This is a genomic window from Mesorhizobium loti CJ3sym (genome assembly GCF_000472785.1).
Lineage (GTDB): Bacteria > Pseudomonadota > Alphaproteobacteria > Rhizobiales > Rhizobiaceae > Mesorhizobium > Mesorhizobium loti_E.
Map to the genome: position 1 here is coordinate 215,946 of NZ_AXAL01000009.1, position 17,736 is coordinate 233,681.

At 62.1% G+C, this 17,736-nt stretch carries 20 protein-coding genes; 15 read left to right on the forward strand and 5 right to left on the reverse strand.

All coding sequences use genetic code 11. From position 1 onward, the window contains the following. The 5 genes from A3A9_RS0114505 to A3A9_RS0114525 all read left to right on the forward strand — a co-directional run bounded on the left by A3A9_RS0114505 (position 1) and on the right by A3A9_RS0114525 (position 4,757). Complete coding sequence (locus tag A3A9_RS0114505; RefSeq protein WP_027059422.1) at positions 1–438, forward strand: DUF3052 family protein; 438 nt, start codon at positions 1–3, stop codon at positions 436–438. After that, positions 438–1,217, forward strand: a complete 780-nt coding sequence (locus tag A3A9_RS0114510; protein WP_027059423.1) for a succinate dehydrogenase iron-sulfur subunit — start codon at positions 438–440, stop codon at positions 1,215–1,217. Before A3A9_RS0114505 ends, A3A9_RS0114510 begins: the two co-directional genes overlap by 1 nt. 168 nt (positions 1,218–1,385) lie before the next feature. After that, the gene (locus A3A9_RS41190) at positions 1,386–2,120 is read left to right on the forward strand and encodes a nucleotidyltransferase domain-containing protein (RefSeq protein ID WP_245279036.1); all 735 of its coding nucleotides are present in this window, start codon (positions 1,386–1,388) and stop codon (positions 2,118–2,120) included. Between the two features lie 282 nt (positions 2,121–2,402). Then, the gene (locus tag A3A9_RS0114520) at positions 2,403–3,986 is read left to right on the forward strand and encodes a sulfatase-like hydrolase/transferase (protein ID WP_245279037.1); all 1,584 of its coding nucleotides are present in this window, start codon (positions 2,403–2,405) and stop codon (positions 3,984–3,986) included. Positions 3,987–4,127: 141 nt separating this feature from the next. Further along, entirely contained in the window at positions 4,128–4,757 is a 630-nt protein-coding gene (locus tag A3A9_RS0114525; protein ID WP_027059425.1) for a YceH family protein, read from the forward strand. A 63-nt stretch (positions 4,758–4,820) separates the two neighbouring features. Here A3A9_RS0114525 and A3A9_RS0114530 read toward each other — a convergent pair whose 3' ends face one another. Then, on the reverse strand, positions 4,821–5,246 hold the full coding sequence (locus A3A9_RS0114530; protein WP_027059426.1) for an OsmC family protein: 426 nt from the start codon (positions 5,244–5,246) through the stop codon (positions 4,821–4,823). 243 nt (positions 5,247–5,489) lie between these two features. Between A3A9_RS0114530 and A3A9_RS0114535 the strand changes: the two genes are divergently transcribed. The 3 genes from A3A9_RS0114535 (at position 5,490) to A3A9_RS0114545 (ending at position 6,766) form a co-directional block, all read left to right on the forward strand. Beyond that, complete coding sequence (locus tag A3A9_RS0114535) at positions 5,490–5,717, forward strand: hypothetical protein (protein ID WP_027059427.1); 228 nt, start codon at positions 5,490–5,492, stop codon at positions 5,715–5,717. Beyond that, complete coding sequence (locus A3A9_RS0114540) at positions 5,714–6,070, forward strand: YciI family protein (RefSeq protein WP_027059428.1); 357 nt, start codon at positions 5,714–5,716, stop codon at positions 6,068–6,070. The genes A3A9_RS0114535 and A3A9_RS0114540 overlap by 4 nt, the downstream gene beginning before the upstream one ends. 168 nt (positions 6,071–6,238) lie before the next feature. Continuing rightward, positions 6,239–6,766 (forward strand): hypothetical protein, encoded by a 528-nt coding sequence (locus A3A9_RS0114545; protein ID WP_027059429.1) that lies wholly within the window; start codon positions 6,239–6,241, stop codon positions 6,764–6,766. 14 nt (positions 6,767–6,780) lie between these two features. Here A3A9_RS0114545 and A3A9_RS0114550 read toward each other — a convergent pair whose 3' ends face one another. Then, positions 6,781–8,037: a ubiquinone biosynthesis hydroxylase gene (locus A3A9_RS0114550; RefSeq protein ID WP_027059430.1), complete on the reverse strand. Its 1,257-nt coding sequence runs from the start codon at positions 8,035–8,037 to the stop codon at positions 6,781–6,783. Positions 8,038–8,143: 106 nt separating this feature from the next. Here A3A9_RS0114550 and tesB point away from each other — a divergent pair, with 106 nt between their 5' ends. From tesB to A3A9_RS0114570, 4 genes are all read left to right on the forward strand, one after another. Then, entirely contained in the window at positions 8,144–9,019 is an 876-nt protein-coding gene (tesB, locus tag A3A9_RS0114555) for an acyl-CoA thioesterase II (protein ID WP_027059431.1), read from the forward strand. 217 nt (positions 9,020–9,236) lie between these two features. Then, positions 9,237–9,575: a P-II family nitrogen regulator gene (locus A3A9_RS0114560; protein WP_027031875.1), complete on the forward strand. Its 339-nt coding sequence runs from the start codon at positions 9,237–9,239 to the stop codon at positions 9,573–9,575. 49 nt (positions 9,576–9,624) lie between these two features. After that, positions 9,625–10,968 carry an ammonium transporter gene (locus A3A9_RS0114565; protein ID WP_430515882.1) on the forward strand — a complete coding sequence of 448 codons (1,344 nt, stop codon included), beginning with the start codon at positions 9,625–9,627 and terminating at the stop codon, positions 10,966–10,968. 322 nt (positions 10,969–11,290) lie between these two features. Beyond that, positions 11,291–11,569, forward strand: coding sequence for a hypothetical protein (locus tag A3A9_RS0114570; RefSeq protein ID WP_027059432.1), 279 nt, complete (start codon positions 11,291–11,293; stop codon positions 11,567–11,569). Between the two features lie 73 nt (positions 11,570–11,642). Here A3A9_RS0114570 and A3A9_RS0114575 read toward each other — a convergent pair whose 3' ends face one another. Then, complete coding sequence (locus tag A3A9_RS0114575) at positions 11,643–11,978, reverse strand: hypothetical protein (RefSeq protein WP_245279039.1); 336 nt, start codon at positions 11,976–11,978, stop codon at positions 11,643–11,645. A 196-nt stretch (positions 11,979–12,174) separates the two neighbouring features. On the opposite strand from A3A9_RS0114575, the gene A3A9_RS0114580 reads away from it, so the two are divergent. From A3A9_RS0114580 to A3A9_RS0114590, 3 genes are all read left to right on the forward strand, one after another. After that, positions 12,175–14,838, forward strand: a complete 2,664-nt coding sequence (locus tag A3A9_RS0114580) for a DNA translocase FtsK (protein WP_027059434.1) — start codon at positions 12,175–12,177, stop codon at positions 14,836–14,838. Positions 14,839–14,981: 143 nt separating this feature from the next. After that, a complete protein-coding gene (locus A3A9_RS0114585; protein WP_027059435.1) occupies positions 14,982–15,662 on the forward strand; it encodes an outer membrane lipoprotein carrier protein LolA in 681 nt (226 codons plus the stop codon). A 288-nt stretch (positions 15,663–15,950) separates the two neighbouring features. Continuing rightward, complete coding sequence (locus tag A3A9_RS0114590; protein ID WP_027059436.1) at positions 15,951–16,757, forward strand: exodeoxyribonuclease III; 807 nt, start codon at positions 15,951–15,953, stop codon at positions 16,755–16,757. Here A3A9_RS0114590 and A3A9_RS0114595 read toward each other — a convergent pair whose 3' ends face one another. Together A3A9_RS0114595 and A3A9_RS0114600 are read right to left on the reverse strand one after the other, a co-directional pair. After that, on the reverse strand, positions 16,758–17,249 hold the full coding sequence (locus tag A3A9_RS0114595) for a GNAT family N-acetyltransferase (RefSeq protein WP_027059437.1): 492 nt from the start codon (positions 17,247–17,249) through the stop codon (positions 16,758–16,760). It abuts the gene before it with no gap. Positions 17,250–17,263: 14 nt separating this feature from the next. After that, complete coding sequence (locus A3A9_RS0114600) at positions 17,264–17,719, reverse strand: Crp/Fnr family transcriptional regulator (RefSeq protein ID WP_027059438.1); 456 nt, start codon at positions 17,717–17,719, stop codon at positions 17,264–17,266. Positions 17,720–17,736: the final 17 nt, after the last annotated feature.

Below are 17,736 nucleotides of genomic sequence, written 5' to 3' on the forward strand. Positions count from 1 at the left end.
ATGGCGCTGGCGGCCACGGGATATTCCGCCACGCCGCTTCCGGCCAAGCTTGGCCTGAAGGACGGAATGGTCGCGGCGTTCATTGCGCTGCCTGATGATCTCAGCGATCTCACGGAAGCCGTCGACTTCGCACAAGTCGATCGGTTGGGCGACTGGTCCGATATTTCGGGGACGACGCTCAAATACGATGCCGTCCATGCCTTCGCGATGCAGCGCGCCGAGATCGAGGATCGGCTGGGCGATGTGCAATCAGCGATCAAGCGCGACGGCATGGTTTGGGTGTCCTGGCCGAAAAAGGCATCGAAAGTGCCGACCGACGTCACCGAGGGTGTCGTCCGCACTGAAGCGCTGAAGCTCGACCTTGTCGACGTCAAGGTTGCCGCCGTCAATGAAATCTGGTCGGGGCTGAAGCTCGTCATCCGAAAGGACCTGAGGTAATGGTCGAACTGACGCTCCCCAAGAACTCGAAGATCCAGCAAGGCAAGACCTGGCCGAAGCCGGAAGGCGCCACCAATCTGCGGGAATACCGCATCTACCGCTGGTCGCCGGACGATGACGAGAACCCGCGCATCGACACCTATTTTGTCGACATGGACGATTGCGGGCCGATGGTGCTCGACGCGCTGCTGTGGATCAAGAACAAGATCGACGCGACGTTGACCTTGCGCCGCTCCTGCCGCGAAGGCATTTGCGGCTCCTGCGCCATGAACATCGACGGCTCCAACACGCTGGCCTGCACCAAGGGCTGCGACGACATTTTCGGCGCCGTGAAAGTCTATCCGCTGCCGCATATGCAGGTGGTCAAGGACCTGGTGCCCGACCTCACCAATTTCTATGCCCAGCACGCGTCGATCCAGCCATGGCTGAAGACGGTGTCGCCGGAGCCGGCCAAGGAGTGGCTGCAGAGCCATGAGGACCGCGAGAAGCTCGACGGGCTCTACGAGTGCATACTGTGCGCCTGTTGCTCGACCTCGTGCCCGAGCTATTGGTGGAACGGCGACCGCTATCTCGGTCCGGCAACCCTCTTGCAGGCCTATCGCTGGCTGATCGACAGCCGCGACGAAGCCAAGGGCGAGCGGCTCGACAATCTCGAAGACCCGTTCCGGCTCTACCGCTGCCACACCATCATGAACTGCGCGCAAACCTGCCCCAAGGGCCTCAACCCGGCCAAGGCGATCGCAGAAATCAAGAAGATGATGGTGGAGCGGCGAGTCTAACCGCGATCGGTTTTCCGTTTTGTGCGCCTTCGGCGACGCAGCTGCGGAGACCGAGAAGATGATGGTGGAGAGACGGGTTTAGCCATCGGATGGGATCATTGCCCGCTGACTTTTCGCCGGACGCCGTCGCGGCCCTCCGGGCGCCTGGATCTGGTGCGAAGCCAGGGCGTGAAGATCTTGGTTGCGATCGAGAGCGGCAGCCGCGCCTGGGGCTTTCCGTCGCCCGATAGCGACTATGACTGCCGCTTTGTCTACATCAGGCCGGTGTCGGATCACCTCGTGCTGCAACAGCCACGCGACGTGATCGAATTCCCGATCGAAGGCGAGATAGATGCCGGTGGCTGGGATCTGCGCAAGGCCCTGCTGCTGGCGCTCGGCGGCAATGCGGTTATCGTCGAATGGGCAAAATCGCCCATCGTCTATGAGGAGGTCGCGGGATTTCGCGCGCGTCTTCTCGACCTGCTGGCCGAGATCGTCGATCCGGGAAAGGTTTCGCACCACTATCTCGGCCTGGCGCGCTCGCATGTCGCCAAGATCGGTAGTTTTTCCGGAGAGGTGAAGCTGAAGAAGCTGTTCTATCTGATCCGCCCGCTGGTAGCGCTGGACTGGACGGAACAGCGCGGCTTTGCCAGCCTGCCGCCGATGAACCTTGGCGAATGCCTCGACCAGACGGACGTGCCGGCGCCGGCAGCAGAGGAAATCCGCCGCCTGATCGAGCAGAAAGGCCAGACGCGGGAGATGGGATCCGGTCTCATCCCGACCGCAATCGCGCGCTATCTCGAAGCGCGCTATGGCCACCATCAAATGAACCTTGCCGCCACCGTCAGGGATGACGCCCGCCAGGCGCGCAAACATGCCCTTGCAACCGCGTTCTACCGCCGGGAAGCTGAACAGCTTTCATGAGCGAAGATCTTCTCATCCCAGAGCGGATCGCCGTTTCCACGAAACTGTGAAACGCTCCAGTTGGGCCGCCGGCCACGCCCGATCACTTTTCAAACATGCGCCCATATTAGCGACAACGCAAGTAGCTGATTGACGGATGCGCGAGACGCGCAGTATTGTCTTAGTATAGTCTTAAGTGATGTTCGCTACTCACTTCCGTAATCGTCGTTCGAGTGCGAAGTGATGCGCGGCTTCATCGGGAATGGGTATTCAGTATCCGGGCTATTCATCAGCGCCACAACAGTGGGATCGCTCACCTGGCTTGTGTCGCTGATCTATTTTCAGGAGAAGGTGCTGCTTGCGGCTCTCGGCCTGGGGGCCTTGATCGCGCTTCTCTTGCTTGACGGCTTCCGGGACAAGAAGGCGGGTCAGCAAGAGAGCAGGTGGTTCAGGCTCTATTTCTCGCTCTTTCCCTGCCTTTTGTTCCTTGTCTATGTCTATCTCGAAAGTGTTTTTGGCTATTTCGACTGGGGTGCGATGTTCATGCATGCCGGCGCCGGGACGGTTACGCCCAGTGTCGTCTTTGAGTATCTGTGGAATACCGGAAGCACGATGCTGGTCATTGTGGTCGTCCTTTTCGGCCTTGGCGCCCTGAAGGCGCGCGGCACGTTGACCAGAGGATTGGATGTCGCCCTGATGGCGGTCTTCCTGGCGGCAAACCCGATGCTGACGCGTCCGATCTCGGCGGCGATCCACCCCAACCCGCTGCATGATTTCCTGTCCACGCAGTTCGTCGATATCACTCCGTTGAAAAGGCCGGAGGCTGGAACGGCGCCCGTGACCGCTGCGCCAAAGAACCTCATTCATATTTTCATCGAGAGCGCCGAGCGCACTTACATGGACAGGGCCGCGTTTGGCGACGTCATGGATCCGCTGCTCGAATTCGACAGGCGTGGCGTTTCGGCGACCAATATGGTGCAGCTTGCCTACACCAACAATTCCATCTCAGGGATGGTCGCCGCGAACTGTGGAACGCCGCTGCTGATAACGTTCTTCACAACCCGCCAGTATCTGGAGGAGAATGCGCAATTCCTGCCAGGCCTGACCTGCCTTGGCGATGTTTTGAGCGCGCGGGGGTATCAGCAGAACTTCGTTACGGGTTGGCCACTCAGCTTTACCGGCCAGGGGACATTCTATTCCACCCATGGCTACTCGTCGCTTTTCGGCGGGCCAGAAGTGGTGACCGCCATCAATGGGCGCGGCAACTCTTTTGGCGCCGACGACGCTGAAGTCCTGGATCTGAGCTTCGACATTTTGCGGCGCGCGCAGCGCGACGGCAAACCGTTCTCGTTGACGATCGCCGTCAGCGGCGGGCATGCGATGGATGGCTACCTCTCAGACAAATGCATCGGCAAGACGGGGCTTTCGCCGCAAGCTCCCAATATTCTCCATGCCGTGAAATGCACCAACATGCTGATTGCCGACTTCATCCACAAAGCCGAGGCCGAAGGTCTGATGGCGAACACCGTTCTGGCATTGCAAAGCGATCATCTCAGTGCGCCGAGCACGGTGACGGATAGCCTGAACAGACATGAACGACGCAACTTTTTCTCGCTGTCGGGGGATGGTATTCCGTCCAAGACGCATACCGGGCTTTCGGGCACGATCGACATATTTCCCACCATCCTCGACGCGCTGGATGCGCCGCTCCCCAATGGCCAGGCTGCCTTTGGCGTCTCGCTGCTCGGGGATCGACCGACGCTGGCCCAGCAACTTGGACAGAACCGGTTCGATGACGCGATCTATGCGGAGGATGTGCTCGTCAGGTCATTCTGGCAGCCGAAGCCGGAGCGAAAGGCCGCGGCGCCTGGGATTGATGCGCTCTAACTCTTTGTTTTGACGCAATTCCCATGGGAAAACGCTATGCGTTTTTCCCGGGAAAACCGTTTCACACTTTTCCTGGAATTGCTCTAGCAAGCTGTTCCATCCCGATTGAATCGGGATGGGAGCTTCGGCTATGAGAGATCCATGAGCGAAGACCTTACCATCCTTTCCCCCATCGAAGCGCGCGTGCTCGGCTGCTTGATCGAGAAGAAGGAGCTGACGCCGGACGTTTATCCGCTGACGCTCAACGCAGCACTTGCCGCCGCCAACCAGAAGACGGCGCGCGAGCCTGTCATGGCGCTGGAGCAGACAGAGGTGCACCGGGGGCTGAAGCTGCTCGAGCAGAAGGGGCTGGTGCGGCAGATGTTCGGCTCGCGCGTCGAGCGCTATGAACACCAGATGGCGCAGCGCTTCTCGCTGACCACGCCGCAGACCGCCTTGCTCGGCCTGCTCCTGCTGCGCGGACCGCAGACGGCGCATGAGCTGCTGGCGCGCGCCGAGCGCATGGCGCGGTTTGCGTCGATCGAGGATCTGCGCGCTGAACTCGACATGCTGATCGGCCGCCGGCCGCCGCTGATCCAGGAAATCCCGCGCGGGCCTGGCCAGCGCGAGGACCGCTACGTGCATCTCCTCGCCGGCCCGGTGGATGTCGCAGCGCTATCGGCGCAGCGCAGTGCGCCGGCCCTGCCTTACTCAGACCTGGAAGCGAGGTTGGAGGCTCTGGAGCAGGAAGTCGCCGCACTTCGCGCCCGGCTTGACGCGCTGGGCGCCTAGTTCTCTTTCCATGATACCCGGCGCGACCAGGCGCGCCGGATTTTCACGGGAAATGCAGCAGTCTCAGCCGAGCTTGACGTCGAGCGATACCTTGATGGCGCCGAGCGCCTTCGAGACCGGGCATTCGGCCTTGGCCTTTTCGGCCAATTCCTTGAACTTCGCCGCATCGATGCCGGGCACCTTGCCGACCAGCGTGATCGCGCTGCCGGTGATGCCGGTGCCGGGAACCAGCGTCACCACGGCCTTGGCGTCGAGTTCTGTGGCGGGCGTGCCGTTCTCGGCCAGGAAGTGCGACAGCTGCATGGCATAGCAGCCGGCATGCGCGGCCGCGATCAGCTCTTCGGGATTGGTGCCGGATTTGCCGCTTTCATCCTGGAAGCGCGCCTTGAACGAATAGGGAGCGGCCTTCAGAGCGCCGCTCTGGGTGTCGAGCGTGCCCTTGCCTTCTGTAAGATTGCCTTTCCAGACGGCGGTTGCGGTGCGGTCCATGAAGTCCTCCTTGGTTGTGGGTAAGCGTGGCGTCCGGTCAACTATAGCGCGGGCGTGTGCGAAGACCACTGCGCTGTTTGGACCACGGCACGATGCCGGCTCATTCGTTCCGGATGACTATTTGGGCGTTCCAGAAAAATAATCAGGCTTTCCGGAAAAAATGTTCGGGCAAAAATGTCGACTTTCGTCCGGCCCGGGCGTCCTGCGGGCGGCCAAGGGATTTGTGGCTGGATGGAGGTTCACATGGACAATCTGTTTTTCGCGCTGTGGAAGAGCCCGGGCTGCAGGCTTGAGCGACAGCAAGACTTCTGGCTGGACCCGCCGCCGCTCGGCTTCGGCAGGCTGCTGGCCGCTGTCGCCATCATCGGAGTCGCGGCATGCCTCCTCGACCATGCGGCGGTGATCGCGGGCCAAGCTGACACGCTCGTCGCCGCATCCTATGGTTTGTCACAGCAAGGGAGCTCGAAATGAAATATATGTGCCTGGTCTATGGTGAGGAAAAAGACCTTTACGCGCTCACCGCCGAGAGGGGGGCCAAGCTCGACGCCGATTCGCTGGCTTACGACAGGGTGTTGGATCAACAGGGCAAGCTGATCGTCGCCGAGGCGCTGCAGTCGGTGAAGACAGCCAAGACCGTGCGCCGGCGCCAGGGCAAGCGGCTGATCATCGATGGTCCCTTCGCCGAAACCAAGGAGCAGTTGCTCGGTTTCATCATGGTCGAGGCCGCCACTCTCGACGAAGCGCTGGACATTGCCGCCGGCATTCCGCTGGCCGAGATCGGCACCATCGAGGTTCGGGCGATCTACGACATACCAGAGTCATAGGCGGGCCGGGGTCATGAAGACCGCGTCATGATCGGCCAGGGGTGACGGGTCCCGGGACGCTCGGATTACACGAGCGGCCCGGGTTTTGTTCATCAGGCGCAACTCTTGCGTGTTGAAGCAACGCAAGTGTTCTTCTATCGTCAGGCGGATTTCTCGGGGGATTTCGACATGCCTTTCCTGATTGCGATCCTTGGCGTGCTGGGAGCAGCAGGTTTCTGGTGGTACCGGATGAAGGCCATGAACGATGCCGCGCGCGAGGTCGCCGATGTTGTCGGGCGCGTGCAAGGCAACATCCGCCGCAAGAAGCTGCGCAACCAGGCGGCCCTGTCGCCGCTGACGGCGATCGACGATCCGGTGGTGGCCGCCGCGACGCTGATTACATCGATCGTCTCCGAGAATGGGCCTGTTCTGCCGCAGCGCGAGGCCGTCATCCGCGCTGTCATTTCCGAGATCGCCGACAAGAAGAAGACCGACGAGGCGGTGATCTACGCCAAATGGGCGGCGGCACAGGTCGACGACACCACTGTCGTCATCGACAAGCTGGCGCCGTTCCTGCGCCAGCGTCTCGACGTCGCCGAGCGAAATGATCTACTGCAGATGGTCAATCGGGCTGCCCAGGGCGGCGAGAAGCGCCTTGAGATCGCCGATCAGCGCATGCTGCGGCTGCGGCAGAAGCTGGGTTTTGAGGTAAACTGAAATTGCCGGAGCGCTTAGATCGCCTCGCCCTTCAATAGACGCGGCGTACCCGCGGACAGCCCCGATGCCTGGCGGATGAAAAACGCCTTCAGGCGCGGCATCCGTTCGACGAGACCAAGGCCGATGTCGCGAACGGCGCGCAGCGGGGTGATGTCGTTGGAAAACAGCCGGTTCAACACATCTGTGGTGATGCCCATCTGAACCGTGTCGAAACGGCGCCATTGCTGGTAGCGTTCGAGCACGTCGAGCGCGCCGATGTCCTGGCCGAGCCGGTCCGCCTCGACAATCACCTCGGCAAGCGCCGCGACATCCTTGAAGCCGAGATTGAGGCCCTGGCCGGCGATCGGATGGATGCCGTGCGCGGCGTCGCCGGCGAGCGCGATCCGGTGTGCGACGAAGGCGCGCGCGATAGTCAGGCCGAGCGGCCAGTCACGCGGCTTGTCAGCCACACGGATTTCTCCGAGCTTCAGGCTGAAGCGCTGTTCGAGTTCCTGCTCGAAAGCGAGATCGTCGCCTTCGACGAGCGCTTTGGCATCTTCCGCGCGTTCGACCCAGACGATCGACGAGCGGTTAGTGCCGTCCGCGTCGGGCTTGAGCGGCAGCGTGGCAAAGGGGCCGGCCGGCAAAAAATGCTCTTCGGCGCGGCCATTGTGCGGGCGTTCATGCGCCACGGTGCAGACAATGCCGGATTGGCCATAGTCCCACTTCACCGTCTTGATGCCAGCCATGTCGCGCAGCTTCGAATTGACGCCGTCGGCGGCGACCAGCAGCCGCGCGGTCAGCGTGGCACCGTCGGCCAGATGCACCGATATACCGGCGCCATTGGTCTCAAAACCTTGCACCGCGACACCTTCGATGATGTCGATGCCGAGCTTTTCGGCCCTGGCGCGCAAAGCGCCGTTCAACGCCCTGTTGGCGACCATATGCGCGAAGGGCTCGCCCGGTGCCACTTCGCCGCCGAAGGTCAGAAAGACCGGGCGGACCGGATCGGCGCTGCGCGAATCGGTGATGATCATCTCGGTGATCGCCTGCGCCTGCGGCGCGATCTCCGCCCAGACGCCGAGCTGGTCGAGCATGCGGCAGGCGGCGGCGGCAATGGCCGAGGCACGACCATCCCTTTGCCAGGCGCCGGCGGGCGCGGCATCGACCAGCGCAACGGCAAGGCCCGGCCGCGCCTGCTTCAGCGAGACGGCGGTGGCCAGCCCGACGTAGCCGGCGCCGGCGACCAGGACATCGAGCTTTGCCTTCGCATCGGCCTTGCGTTCCGTCATTCCCGAATTCCTTTCGCACGCGGGGCCATCCAGGCCATTGCGGCCTTGACTGCCTGTCCGTCCTGTCGGAAACCGCCATAACACTTCTGCGGCGAGGGCGCGAAAGATGACGGCAGCCATGGACGAGCTTCTCGGCATTCTCGACCTCGAGAAGCTGGAACACAATCTGTATCGTGGTCGCAGCCCCTTGCTCGATTGGCAGCGCGTCTTCGGCGGCCAGACCATCGCCCAGGCGCTGGTCGCGGCTCAGCGAACCGTCGACCCCGATCGCCATGTCCATTCGCTGCACGGCTATTTCATGCGGCCGGGCGACACCCAGGTGCCGATCGTCTACGAGGTCGACCGCATCCGCGACGGTGGGTCCTTCACCACACGGCGCGTGGTGGCGATCCAGCATGGCCAGGCGATCTTTTCGCTAGAGGCATCGTTCCAGCAGGATGAGGTCGGGCTCGAACACCAGGTTCCGATGCCCCATGACGTGCCTGGACCTGAAACATTGCTGTCGCAGCGCGAGCTGCTGGGCAAGTTCGCCGAAGCTGTGCCCGAAGGGATCAAGCGCTATTGGGAGCGCGACCGCCCGATCGAGATGAAGCCGGTGATGCTGAAGCATTACACCAGCCGGGAAAAACTGGAGCCGAAGCAGAACATCTGGATCCGCACGACCGGTCCTGTGCCGGCCGATCGCGCCACCCAGGCGGCGGTGCTCGCCTATCTCTCCGACATGACGCTGCTCGACACCTCGACCTTCGCGCACGGCCGAGCCATCTTCGACCGCGATATCCAGGCGGCGAGCCTGGACCATGCCATGTGGTTCCACCGCAGCCACCCGCTCGACGACTGGATGCTCTACACGCAAGACAGCCCGTCGACGCAAGGGTCGCGCGGTTTTACACGCGGCTCGCTGTTTGCCCGCGACGGCACGCTGATCGCCTCGGTTGCCCAGGAAGGTCTGATCCGGCTGAAGCGTTCGCCCGCAGAATAGGCATTTCGAGAAAATTGCCTAATATTTAATCAGATGCCTTGCCGCAACTGCGAGCGGACTGCGCCGGCGTAGCTCTCAATCCCTTTGTTTACAACCGGTTAACACCCTGCTTCGGCACTTGGCACGGAGCTTGAATCCTGATGAGCACTCTCCGGCTCTTTGGGATCGGTGAAGTCGTGCAAACGCGGGGGACCGCAACAGCAAAGGGTGAAACCTTATGAAAATCGTGATGGCAATCATCAAGCCGTTCAAGCTGGACGAGGTACGCGAAGCGCTTACCGCCGTCGGCATCCAGGGCCTGACCGTCACCGAAGTCAAAGGCTACGGGCGTCAGAAGGGGCATACGGAAATCTATCGCGGGGCGGAATACGCGGTCAGTTTCCTGCCGAAGATCAAGATCGAGGTCGCGGTGGCTGCAGACGTTGTCGACAAGGCCGTCGAAGCCATCACCGCGGCGGCCAAAACCGGCCAGATCGGCGACGGCAAGATCTTTGTTTTCGGTATCGAGCAGGCGGTGCGCATCCGCACCGGCGAAACAGACTCCGACGCATTGTAAGCGGCGAACACGTATTCCAATGGAGAGTTCAATGAACATACCTTCCACCATGAAGACGACGGGACGCGTGGCGGCGCTGAGCTCGCTCGCTCTCGCTGCATTGGGCACGGTCTCTGCATTCGCGCAGACCGTAGCTCCCGCCGCGGCCGCCGCAACGCCGGCTGCTGCCCCCACCCCGGTGCTCGATACCGGCAACACCGCCTGGATGCTGACCTCGACGGCACTCGTGCTGATGATGACCATCCCCGGCCTGGCCCTGTTCTACGGCGGCATGGTGCGCAAGAAAAACGTGCTCGCCACCATCATGCAGAGCTTTGCCATCACCTGTCTGGTGACGGTGCTGTGGTTCATGTTCGGCTATTCACTCGCCTTTTCCACCAATGACTCCGCCAGCCTGAACAACTACATCGGCGGCGCTTCAAGGTTCTTCCATCACGGCATCACCGTCTCGACCCTGTGGCTGCCGGGCGTGGCGAACATTCCTGAATTCGTCTTTTCGATGTTCCAGATGACCTTCGCCATCATCACGCCGGCGCTGATTGCCGGCGCCTTTGCCGAGCGCATGAAATTCTCGGCGCTGCTGATCTTCATGGCGCTGTGGCTGCTCATCGTCTACGCGCCGATCGCGCATTGGGTCTGGGGCGGCGGCTTCCTTGGCGCGGCTGGCGTGCTCGACTTTGCCGGCGGCACGGTCGTCCATATCAACGCCGGTGTGGCCGGTCTCGTCTGCGCGCTCGTTCTCGGCAAGCGCGAAGGCTACGGCACCACCAACATGGCTCCGCACAACCTGGTCTATTCGGTGATCGGCGCTTCGCTGCTGTGGGTCGGCTGGTTCGGCTTCAACGCCGGTTCGGAACTGGCGGCTGACGGCCTCGCCGGCGCTGCCATGCTCAACACCCAGGTCGCCACCGCCGCAGCGGCGCTGGCATGGATGTTCGCCGAATGGATCGTCGCCAAGAAGCCTTCCGTGCTCGGCATCATCTCGGGTGCTGTCGCCGGCCTGGTGGCGGTGACCCCGGCTTCCGGCTTCGTCAACCCGACCGGCGCCTTCATCGTCGGCATCGTCGCCGGCGTGGTCTGCTACCTCTCGGCGGTCAAGGTGAAGCATATGTTCGGCTATGACGACTCGCTCGACGCCTTTGGCGTCCATGGCGTCGGCGGTGTGGTCGGTGCGTTGCTGACCGGCGTGCTCGCCGATCCGGCGATCAATGCGCTCGGTAAGGACGCTTCGATTGGCAAGCAGCTCTATGGCATCGCCTTCACCATCCTGTGGACGGCGGTTGCCACCTTCGTGATCCTTTACATCGTCAAGGCGCTGGTCGGCCTGCGTCCGACGACCCAGGAAGAGGTCGAAGGCCTCGACATCTCCCAGCATGGCGAAGTGGTGCCGTAAGGCCAGCTTAGCCTACGGGGCCGGCGGAACCCTCCTCCCGCCGGCCCCTTGCTTGCCTTCCCGATGCCAGCCGAGACGCTGCACGATTTCCTGGCTTCGAAAAGAATCCCGTCGTGACACTCCCGCAAGGAGTTCACGCATTGAGGCCCGGATCGCATCCGGGCCTCTTTTTTTGGTAATTCATTCTGCGTATGCCTGACCTTGCGCAATCACGTTCTCGTGAGGAAGATTTTCGAAGAAACATTGACCGTCCTCGCCCCGAACTGTGAAAGCGATCGTCGTTCAGGCGCTCGTTTGCAAAACACAGGGAAGGAATTTCCTCATGAACTTCAAGAATATCTGCCTCGGAGCACTCGCTCTTTCCATGGTCAGCGGCGTTGCATTGGCGGGCATCCTCGACGAACCTGATAACATGGCGCCGTTCTTCACCGATTCCGGCATGAAAACCATGAAGCCGATGGAAGAATTCAAGGCTGCTTTCATGGCCATGCCGAAGGATAAGCAGGACGCCATGATGAAGGAGTGCCAGGACGCGGCGATGAGCAAGGCCCATGCCGAGTTCTGCGGCAATCTGAACACGCTCGGCGGCGCCAACAAGTAACGCTTTCAGGAAAAGTGTGAGACGGGCCGGTGGCAAGTCTAGCCGCCGGCCCCGTCATCCATCATGGTGCCAGTCAGCGTCTCATAGGCGCTGCTGCATATACCGGAATGGGGCAAATGTGGATGATCAACACCGGCGCCACCGTCAGAATCGCTGCAATCAGAATTTGCAGGCCGATCGTCAGCAAGCCAAATCCCCTGCCAAGGATGCCCCTGCAGAGAAAATAGAGACCTTGTGCCAGACAGGCTGCAGCAAGCGTGTGGAGGAGGGGGTCGGTCGCCCTTGCATAGGGCGTGATGTAACCATCCGGAAAGCCCACCATGCCGAGGTCGATGAACCAATGCAGGGCAAGCAAGAGGCTAAATCCCGCCCAGGCCACTACCGCCACGCGGAGGAAGACGGATTGCATGCCTCTATCCACCTTGGTGGTCCGGCAGTGACGTTGCATGCCCTGCCCTTTTGGGCTTCAACCTGGAGTGACGGGGTATGATCATCTCAACCTCTTATAGTTAATGCAGCCTTAACCTTCCCACGGCTAGTCTGGCCCTCGAATCTGCCGCAGTGCGTCATGCGCTGCGGCCAGGCAATCACTGACGGGGAAGAGCATGCGTTCAGGGGCTTCAGCACCGCTCGCGCTGGCCGATACGGGGCACGGCATCCAGGCTTTTGCGCGGCGGCAGGTCGGCCGGCTGGTCGGCGCCGGCCTGTTCCTGTCTGTTGCCTTCGGGGTTGCCAGCCTCGCCACCTGGAACGTTGCCGATCCAAGTTTCTCGCACGCCACCAACAACAATGTCACCAATGCCATGGGCTATGCCGGCGCGGTGTTCTCCGATCTTGCCATGCAGTTCTTCGGGCTTGCCGCCGTCGCCGCGCTGGTTCCGGCAGTGATCTGGGGGTATCTGCTGTTTTCGGCGCGCGGCGTCGACAGGCTGCCCAAGCGCGGGCTGTTCTGGTTCGGCTTCGCGCTGCTCGCCGCCGCGATCGCCGGCTGCATCGTTCCGCCCAAGACCTGGCCTCTGCCCACCGGCCTTGGCGGCGTGTTCGGCGACATGGTGCTCAAGATCCCCGGCGTCCTTGTCGGCGGCTACCCGAGCGGGTTGATCGCCAGTGTGCTCGCCGTGCTGCTGGCCGCGCCGACGCTGTGGCTGTTCGCCTATGGCGCGGCGCTGATCGGGCGCAAGAACGGCTTTGCCGTGATGGAAGAACCGGCTGCGGCGGAACCGCGCGAGGACGATCTTCTGTTCGACAATGACGAGGATGAGGGCGACGAGGGCATATTGGCGCTTGGCGCCATCACCCATTGGTGGCTCTCGTTGCGCGCATGGATGCATCGCCGCGCCGTGCGCCGCAGGCAGGAGCGGGACGAGTATGAACCGGAGATGGAGCAGCGCTCCACCGCCTGGCGGCGCGCCGCCGAACGGGTCGAATCGGCCGAGTACGCTGAATCGCGGATGAGCCCGGACGGCCGCGCCCGCGTCGAACCGGAATTCTTCGCCGCCATGGTCAGTGACCGCAGTGTTTCCGTCGATCCGGACGATGACGATGTCTTCGATCGCGACGACGAGGATATCGATCTCGACGACGAGCCCGCCACCCAGCGCCGTACGGCCCCCACGGCCAAGGTGCAGCAGTTCCGTTCCGATGCCGCGACCCGCGTCGCGGCGCCGGCGGCACGCCCCGTGCCGGGCGCCCGCGTCCAGCGCGAGGCGCAAACCTCGCTGATCGGCTCCGAAACGTTCGAGATGCCGTCACTGCATTTCCTGTCCGAGCCCAAGAATGTGGTGCGCGACGCCAGCCTGTCGAAGGACGCGCTGGAGCAGAACGCGCGGCTGCTCGAAGGCGTGCTGGAGGATTTCGGCGTCAAGGGCGAGATCATTGCCGTGCGTCCCGGCCCTGTCGTCACCCTCTATGAGCTTGAGCCGGCGCCCGGCATCAAGTCGTCGCGCGTCATCGGCCTTTCCGATGACATCGCGCGCTCAATGAGCGCGATCGCCTGCCGCGTCGCCGTGGTGCCCGGCCGCAACGCCATCGGCATCGAACTGCCGAACGCCAAGCGCGAAACCGTCTATCTCAGGGAGATCCTGGCCAGCCGCGATTTCGAAACCACCAAGGCCAAGCTGGCGCTGGCGCTGGGCAAAACCATCAATGGCGAGGCCGTTATCGTCGACATTGCCAAGATGCCGCACGTGCTGGTCGCCGGCACCACCGGCTCGGGCAAGTCGGTCGCCATCAACACCATGATTCTGTCGCTGCTCTACAAGCTGACGCCGCAGGAATGCCGGCTGATCATGATCGACCCGAAGATGCTGGAACTTTCCGTCTATGACGGCATCCCGCATCTGCTGACGCCCGTCGTCACCGATCCAAAGAAGGCGGTGGTGGCGCTGAAATGGACCGTGCGGGAGATGGAGGACCGCTACCGCAAGATGTCCAAGGTCGGCGTGCGCAACATCGACGGCTTCAACGCCCGGGTCCAGCAGGCCGAGAAAAAAGGTGAAAAAATCTCGCGCACGGTGCAGACCGGCTTCGACCGCCAGACCGGCGAGGCGATCTACGAGACCGAGAATCTCGATCTCGAGCCGATGCCCTACATCGTCGTCATCATCGACGAAATGGCCGACCTGATGATGGTCGCCGGCAAAGACATTGAAGGCGCGGTGCAGCGCCTGGCGCAGATGGCGCGTGCCGCCGGCATCCATGTCATCATGGCGACGCAACGTCCTTCGGTCGACGTCATCACCGGTACGATCAAGGCCAACTTCCCGACCCGTATCTCGTTCCAGGTGACGTCGAAGATCGACAGCCGCACCATCCTGGGCGAGCAGGGCGCCGAGCAGCTGCTCGGCATGGGCGACATGCTCTACATGGCCGGCGGCGGCCGCATCCAGCGCGTGCACGGCCCGTTCGTCGCCGACGAGGAGGTCGAGAAAATCGTCGCGCACCTGAAGCTGCAGGGCGTGCCGGAATATCTCGATGCCATCACCGAGGATGACGACGAGGACGATGACGAGCCGTCCGGCAAGAGCGGTTCCGGTGGCGGTGGCGGCAACAGCAATCTGGACGATTCCGACGACCCGTATGACCAGGCGGTGGCCGTGGTGCTGCGCGACGGCAAGGCGTCCACCAGTTACATCCAGCGCCGGCTCGGCATCGGCTATAACAGGGCCGCCTCGATCATCGAGAAGATGGAAAAGGAAGGCATTGTCGGCGCCGCCAACCATGCCGGCAAACGCGAGATCCTGGTGCCGACCGAAGACGACAAATTCTGATCGGAGGCCGGCCGCAACCTTGAACCTTGCGGCGCGTTGAACCTGAACCTTGCAGCGCGTTGAAGCGGATTTCCGCCAAACTTCAGCCCAACTGGGGGCTCAGAACAACGACAGATATAGGAATCACCACGAGAGTGACTGCCATGAAAAACGATCTTTCCGCACTCGGCAATTTCACGCCAACCCGCCGCCAGCTGCTTGGCCTCGGCCTTGTCGCGGTGGGTGCCGCCGCACTCAATGTGGTGCCCGGCTTCGAATTGCTGGCCTCGGCGCAGGCTGCCGTGCCTGCTGCCGCGCAGAAAATCGCCGATCATTTTTCGTCGGTCAAATCGATGAGCGGGGAATTCGTGCAGTTCGGCCCCAAGGGCGAGCAGACCGGCGGCAAGTTCTTCCTCGAGCGGCCGGGCAAGATCCGCTTCAACTATGATGGCGCCTCGAATTTCAAGGTGATTTCCGACGGCAAGTCGGTGGTCATCCTCAACAAGAAAATGAAGACGTCGGATCTCTATCCGCTGTCGAAGACGCCGCTGAAGCTGCTGCTCGACGACCGCATCGACCTCTCCGGCGACCGCGTCAAGAGCGTCAAGGAAGAGGACGACCTCACCACCATCAAGCTCTCGGACAAGTCGGTGTTCGGCAATGCCATGATCACCATGATGTTCGATCCGAAAACCTATGACCTGCGCCAGTGGACGATCACCGACGCGCAGGGCAAGGACACCACGGTGATGATCTTCAACACCAAGGAAGGCGTCAGCTTCGCCGCCGACACCTTCGCCATCGACTATACGGCGAACCGCGAGCTGAACACCAAGACGCGGTAAGGTGCGCAGATATTCAGGTGAGGCCGGCCTGCGAATGGCGGCTTCCTGCGCTTCCGGTGCTCACGTACCCAAACGTACGCTCCGCTCCGGTTCTCGGAATCCACCATTCTCGACTCGGCCTGACCTGAATCTCAGCGCACCTTAGGTCGCGCCTGAGCAGGTTTGCGAGCATAGCCCGGCTTGTCTTTGCGGCGCCCGGCTGGCAGTTTCCAGATCGACTCCCTCAAAAGGCGTCTTCTGCGTCAGGGCCATCGGTCCTGGCCGGCTGTGCGCTGTCCTGGATTGCTAATGCCCTTCTCCATCGCCACCTGGAACATCAATTCGGTTCGCCTGCGCATGCCGATCGTCGAGCGCCTACTCGATGAGTATGCCCCGGATGTGCTCTGCCTGCAGGAAACCAAGGTTCCCGATGAGCTGTTTCCCGAAAAGGCGTTCCGCAGGCTCGGCTACCAGCACATCGCCTTTCATGGCCAGAAGGGCTATCACGGCGTGGCGACGGTGGCGCGGCGGCCGATCGAGGTGGTCGAAAAGCGCCGTTTCTGCGAGATCGAGGACAGCCGGCATCTGTCGGTCACGGTGCAGGCCGGCGGCAAGACGATCCTCGTCCACAATTTCTATGTTCCGGCGGGTGGCGACGAACCAAATCCCGAGATCAACAAGAAGTTCAGGCACAAGCTCGATTTCGTCGCCGAGATGAACGCCATCAGCGCCGAGCACAGCGAAGTTTCCGCCTCGGTGCTGGTCGGCGACCTCAACATCGCGCCGCTCGAGCACGACGTCTGGTCGCATAAGCAATTGCTCAACGTGGTCAGCCACACGCCGGTCGAGACGGAAAATTTCGAGGCGATGCGGCGCGCCGGCAATTGGGTCGACCTGATGCGGCTCAACATTCCGCTCGAGCAGAAGCTCTACACCTGGTGGAGTTATCGCGCGCAGGATTGGGAAGCCTCCAATCGCGGCCGGCGGCTCGACCATGTCTGGTCATCGCCCAACCTAGTGCCCGATTTCGCCGGCTACGAGATCCTGAGGGCGGCGCGCGGCTGGGAACGGCCGTCGGACCATGTGCCGGTCATCGCACGCTTCGACCTGGATTGATCACCCCGACTGCCGCTTTTCCCACTCGGGCCGCAATTGCGCCATGACCAGTTCGTCGCGGTGTACGCCGTTGAAGAACGCACTGCCGCGCGCAATGCCTTCAGCCGTGAAGCCGACAGCCTCGTAAGCGCGGCGCGCGCGATGATTGTCCGGGAAAAGGCCAATGCAGAGCCGGTAGGCATCGGTCTCGACAAAGACCCGATCAACTGCTGCCGCCAGCAGTAGTCTGCCCTGGCCTTGCCCCGGCGCGACGACGGCAATGCGCTTGATCAAGGTAACAAATTCGGCGGAAGCCCAACCGCGCAGGATGACGAAGCCGATCGGCAAGGAATCGCTGATGCCGAGAAAATAGGCGTGGCTGTCATCGAGGAGAGCCCTGCGATGGCGCGCCTCATCCCAACGCCCGACGAAGGCCTCGTAGCCTTCTCGCCGCTCGGTTGCCATGATGAAGGGCAGGTCGTTTTCGCTGGCACGAACAAGCTGAAACGTCATGCCCGCATCGCGCCTCACCCCGAAAACCGCGGCGCCAGTTCCTCGATGCGGCGGATCATGGCCTGGAATTCCTCGGAAATGCGCTGATGCAGCTTCATCGCCACCTCGGGATATTCCTCCAGGATGCGGCGAAACATCTTTCGGCTCAGCCGGATCACTTCCGCATCGGTGGCGGCGGAGGCGCTCGTCAGCCGCTTCGTGTCGGCAATCAGTGCCAGTTCGCTCAGCATGGTGCCGGGTCCGGCGATACCGATCGGGATGCGCTCACCGTCCTGCTCGCGATAGAGCGCGATCTTGCCGCTGACCACGACATAGGCCGAATCGGCCTCGTCGTCCTCGCGGTAGAGCTTGCGGTCGGTTTGCAGGAAGGTGGTCTCGGCACCGAAGGCGAGCAGGCGCAGTTGTTCCTGCGTGAAACCCTGGAAGAGCCTCACGGCGGACAGGATGCGGATATCGTCATCCAGCGCCATCTCTAGCTGCGTCCCCG

Coding starts and splice junctions, on each gene's coding strand:
- A3A9_RS0114505 (WP_027059422.1), top strand. CDS start 1: ATGGCGCTGGCGGCCACGGGATATTCCGCCACGCCGCTTCCGGCCAAG.
- A3A9_RS0114510 (WP_027059423.1), top strand. CDS start 438: ATGGTCGAACTGACGCTCCCCAAGAACTCGAAGATCCAGCAAGGCAAG.
- A3A9_RS0114525 (WP_027059425.1), top strand. CDS start 4,128: ATGAGCGAAGACCTTACCATCCTTTCCCCCATCGAAGCGCGCGTGCTC.
- A3A9_RS0114530 (WP_027059426.1), bottom strand. CDS start 5,246: ATGGACCGCACCGCAACCGCCGTCTGGAAAGGCAATCTTACAGAAGGC.
- A3A9_RS0114535 (WP_027059427.1), top strand. CDS start 5,490: ATGGACAATCTGTTTTTCGCGCTGTGGAAGAGCCCGGGCTGCAGGCTT.
- A3A9_RS0114540 (WP_027059428.1), top strand. CDS start 5,714: ATGAAATATATGTGCCTGGTCTATGGTGAGGAAAAAGACCTTTACGCG.
- A3A9_RS0114545 (WP_027059429.1), top strand. CDS start 6,239: ATGCCTTTCCTGATTGCGATCCTTGGCGTGCTGGGAGCAGCAGGTTTC.
- A3A9_RS0114550 (WP_027059430.1), bottom strand. CDS start 8,037: ATGACGGAACGCAAGGCCGATGCGAAGGCAAAGCTCGATGTCCTGGTC.
- tesB (WP_027059431.1), top strand. CDS start 8,144: ATGACGGCAGCCATGGACGAGCTTCTCGGCATTCTCGACCTCGAGAAG.
- A3A9_RS0114560 (WP_027031875.1), top strand. CDS start 9,237: ATGAAAATCGTGATGGCAATCATCAAGCCGTTCAAGCTGGACGAGGTA.
- A3A9_RS0114565 (WP_430515882.1), top strand. CDS start 9,625: ATGAAGACGACGGGACGCGTGGCGGCGCTGAGCTCGCTCGCTCTCGCT.
- A3A9_RS0114570 (WP_027059432.1), top strand. CDS start 11,291: ATGAACTTCAAGAATATCTGCCTCGGAGCACTCGCTCTTTCCATGGTC.
- A3A9_RS0114575 (WP_245279039.1), bottom strand. CDS start 11,978: ATGCAATCCGTCTTCCTCCGCGTGGCGGTAGTGGCCTGGGCGGGATTT.
- A3A9_RS0114580 (WP_027059434.1), top strand. CDS start 12,175: ATGCGTTCAGGGGCTTCAGCACCGCTCGCGCTGGCCGATACGGGGCAC.
- A3A9_RS0114585 (WP_027059435.1), top strand. CDS start 14,982: ATGAAAAACGATCTTTCCGCACTCGGCAATTTCACGCCAACCCGCCGC.
- A3A9_RS0114590 (WP_027059436.1), top strand. CDS start 15,951: ATGCCCTTCTCCATCGCCACCTGGAACATCAATTCGGTTCGCCTGCGC.
- A3A9_RS0114595 (WP_027059437.1), bottom strand. CDS start 17,249: ATGACGTTTCAGCTTGTTCGTGCCAGCGAAAACGACCTGCCCTTCATC.
- A3A9_RS0114600 (WP_027059438.1), bottom strand. CDS start 17,719: ATGGCGCTGGATGACGATATCCGCATCCTGTCCGCCGTGAGGCTCTTC.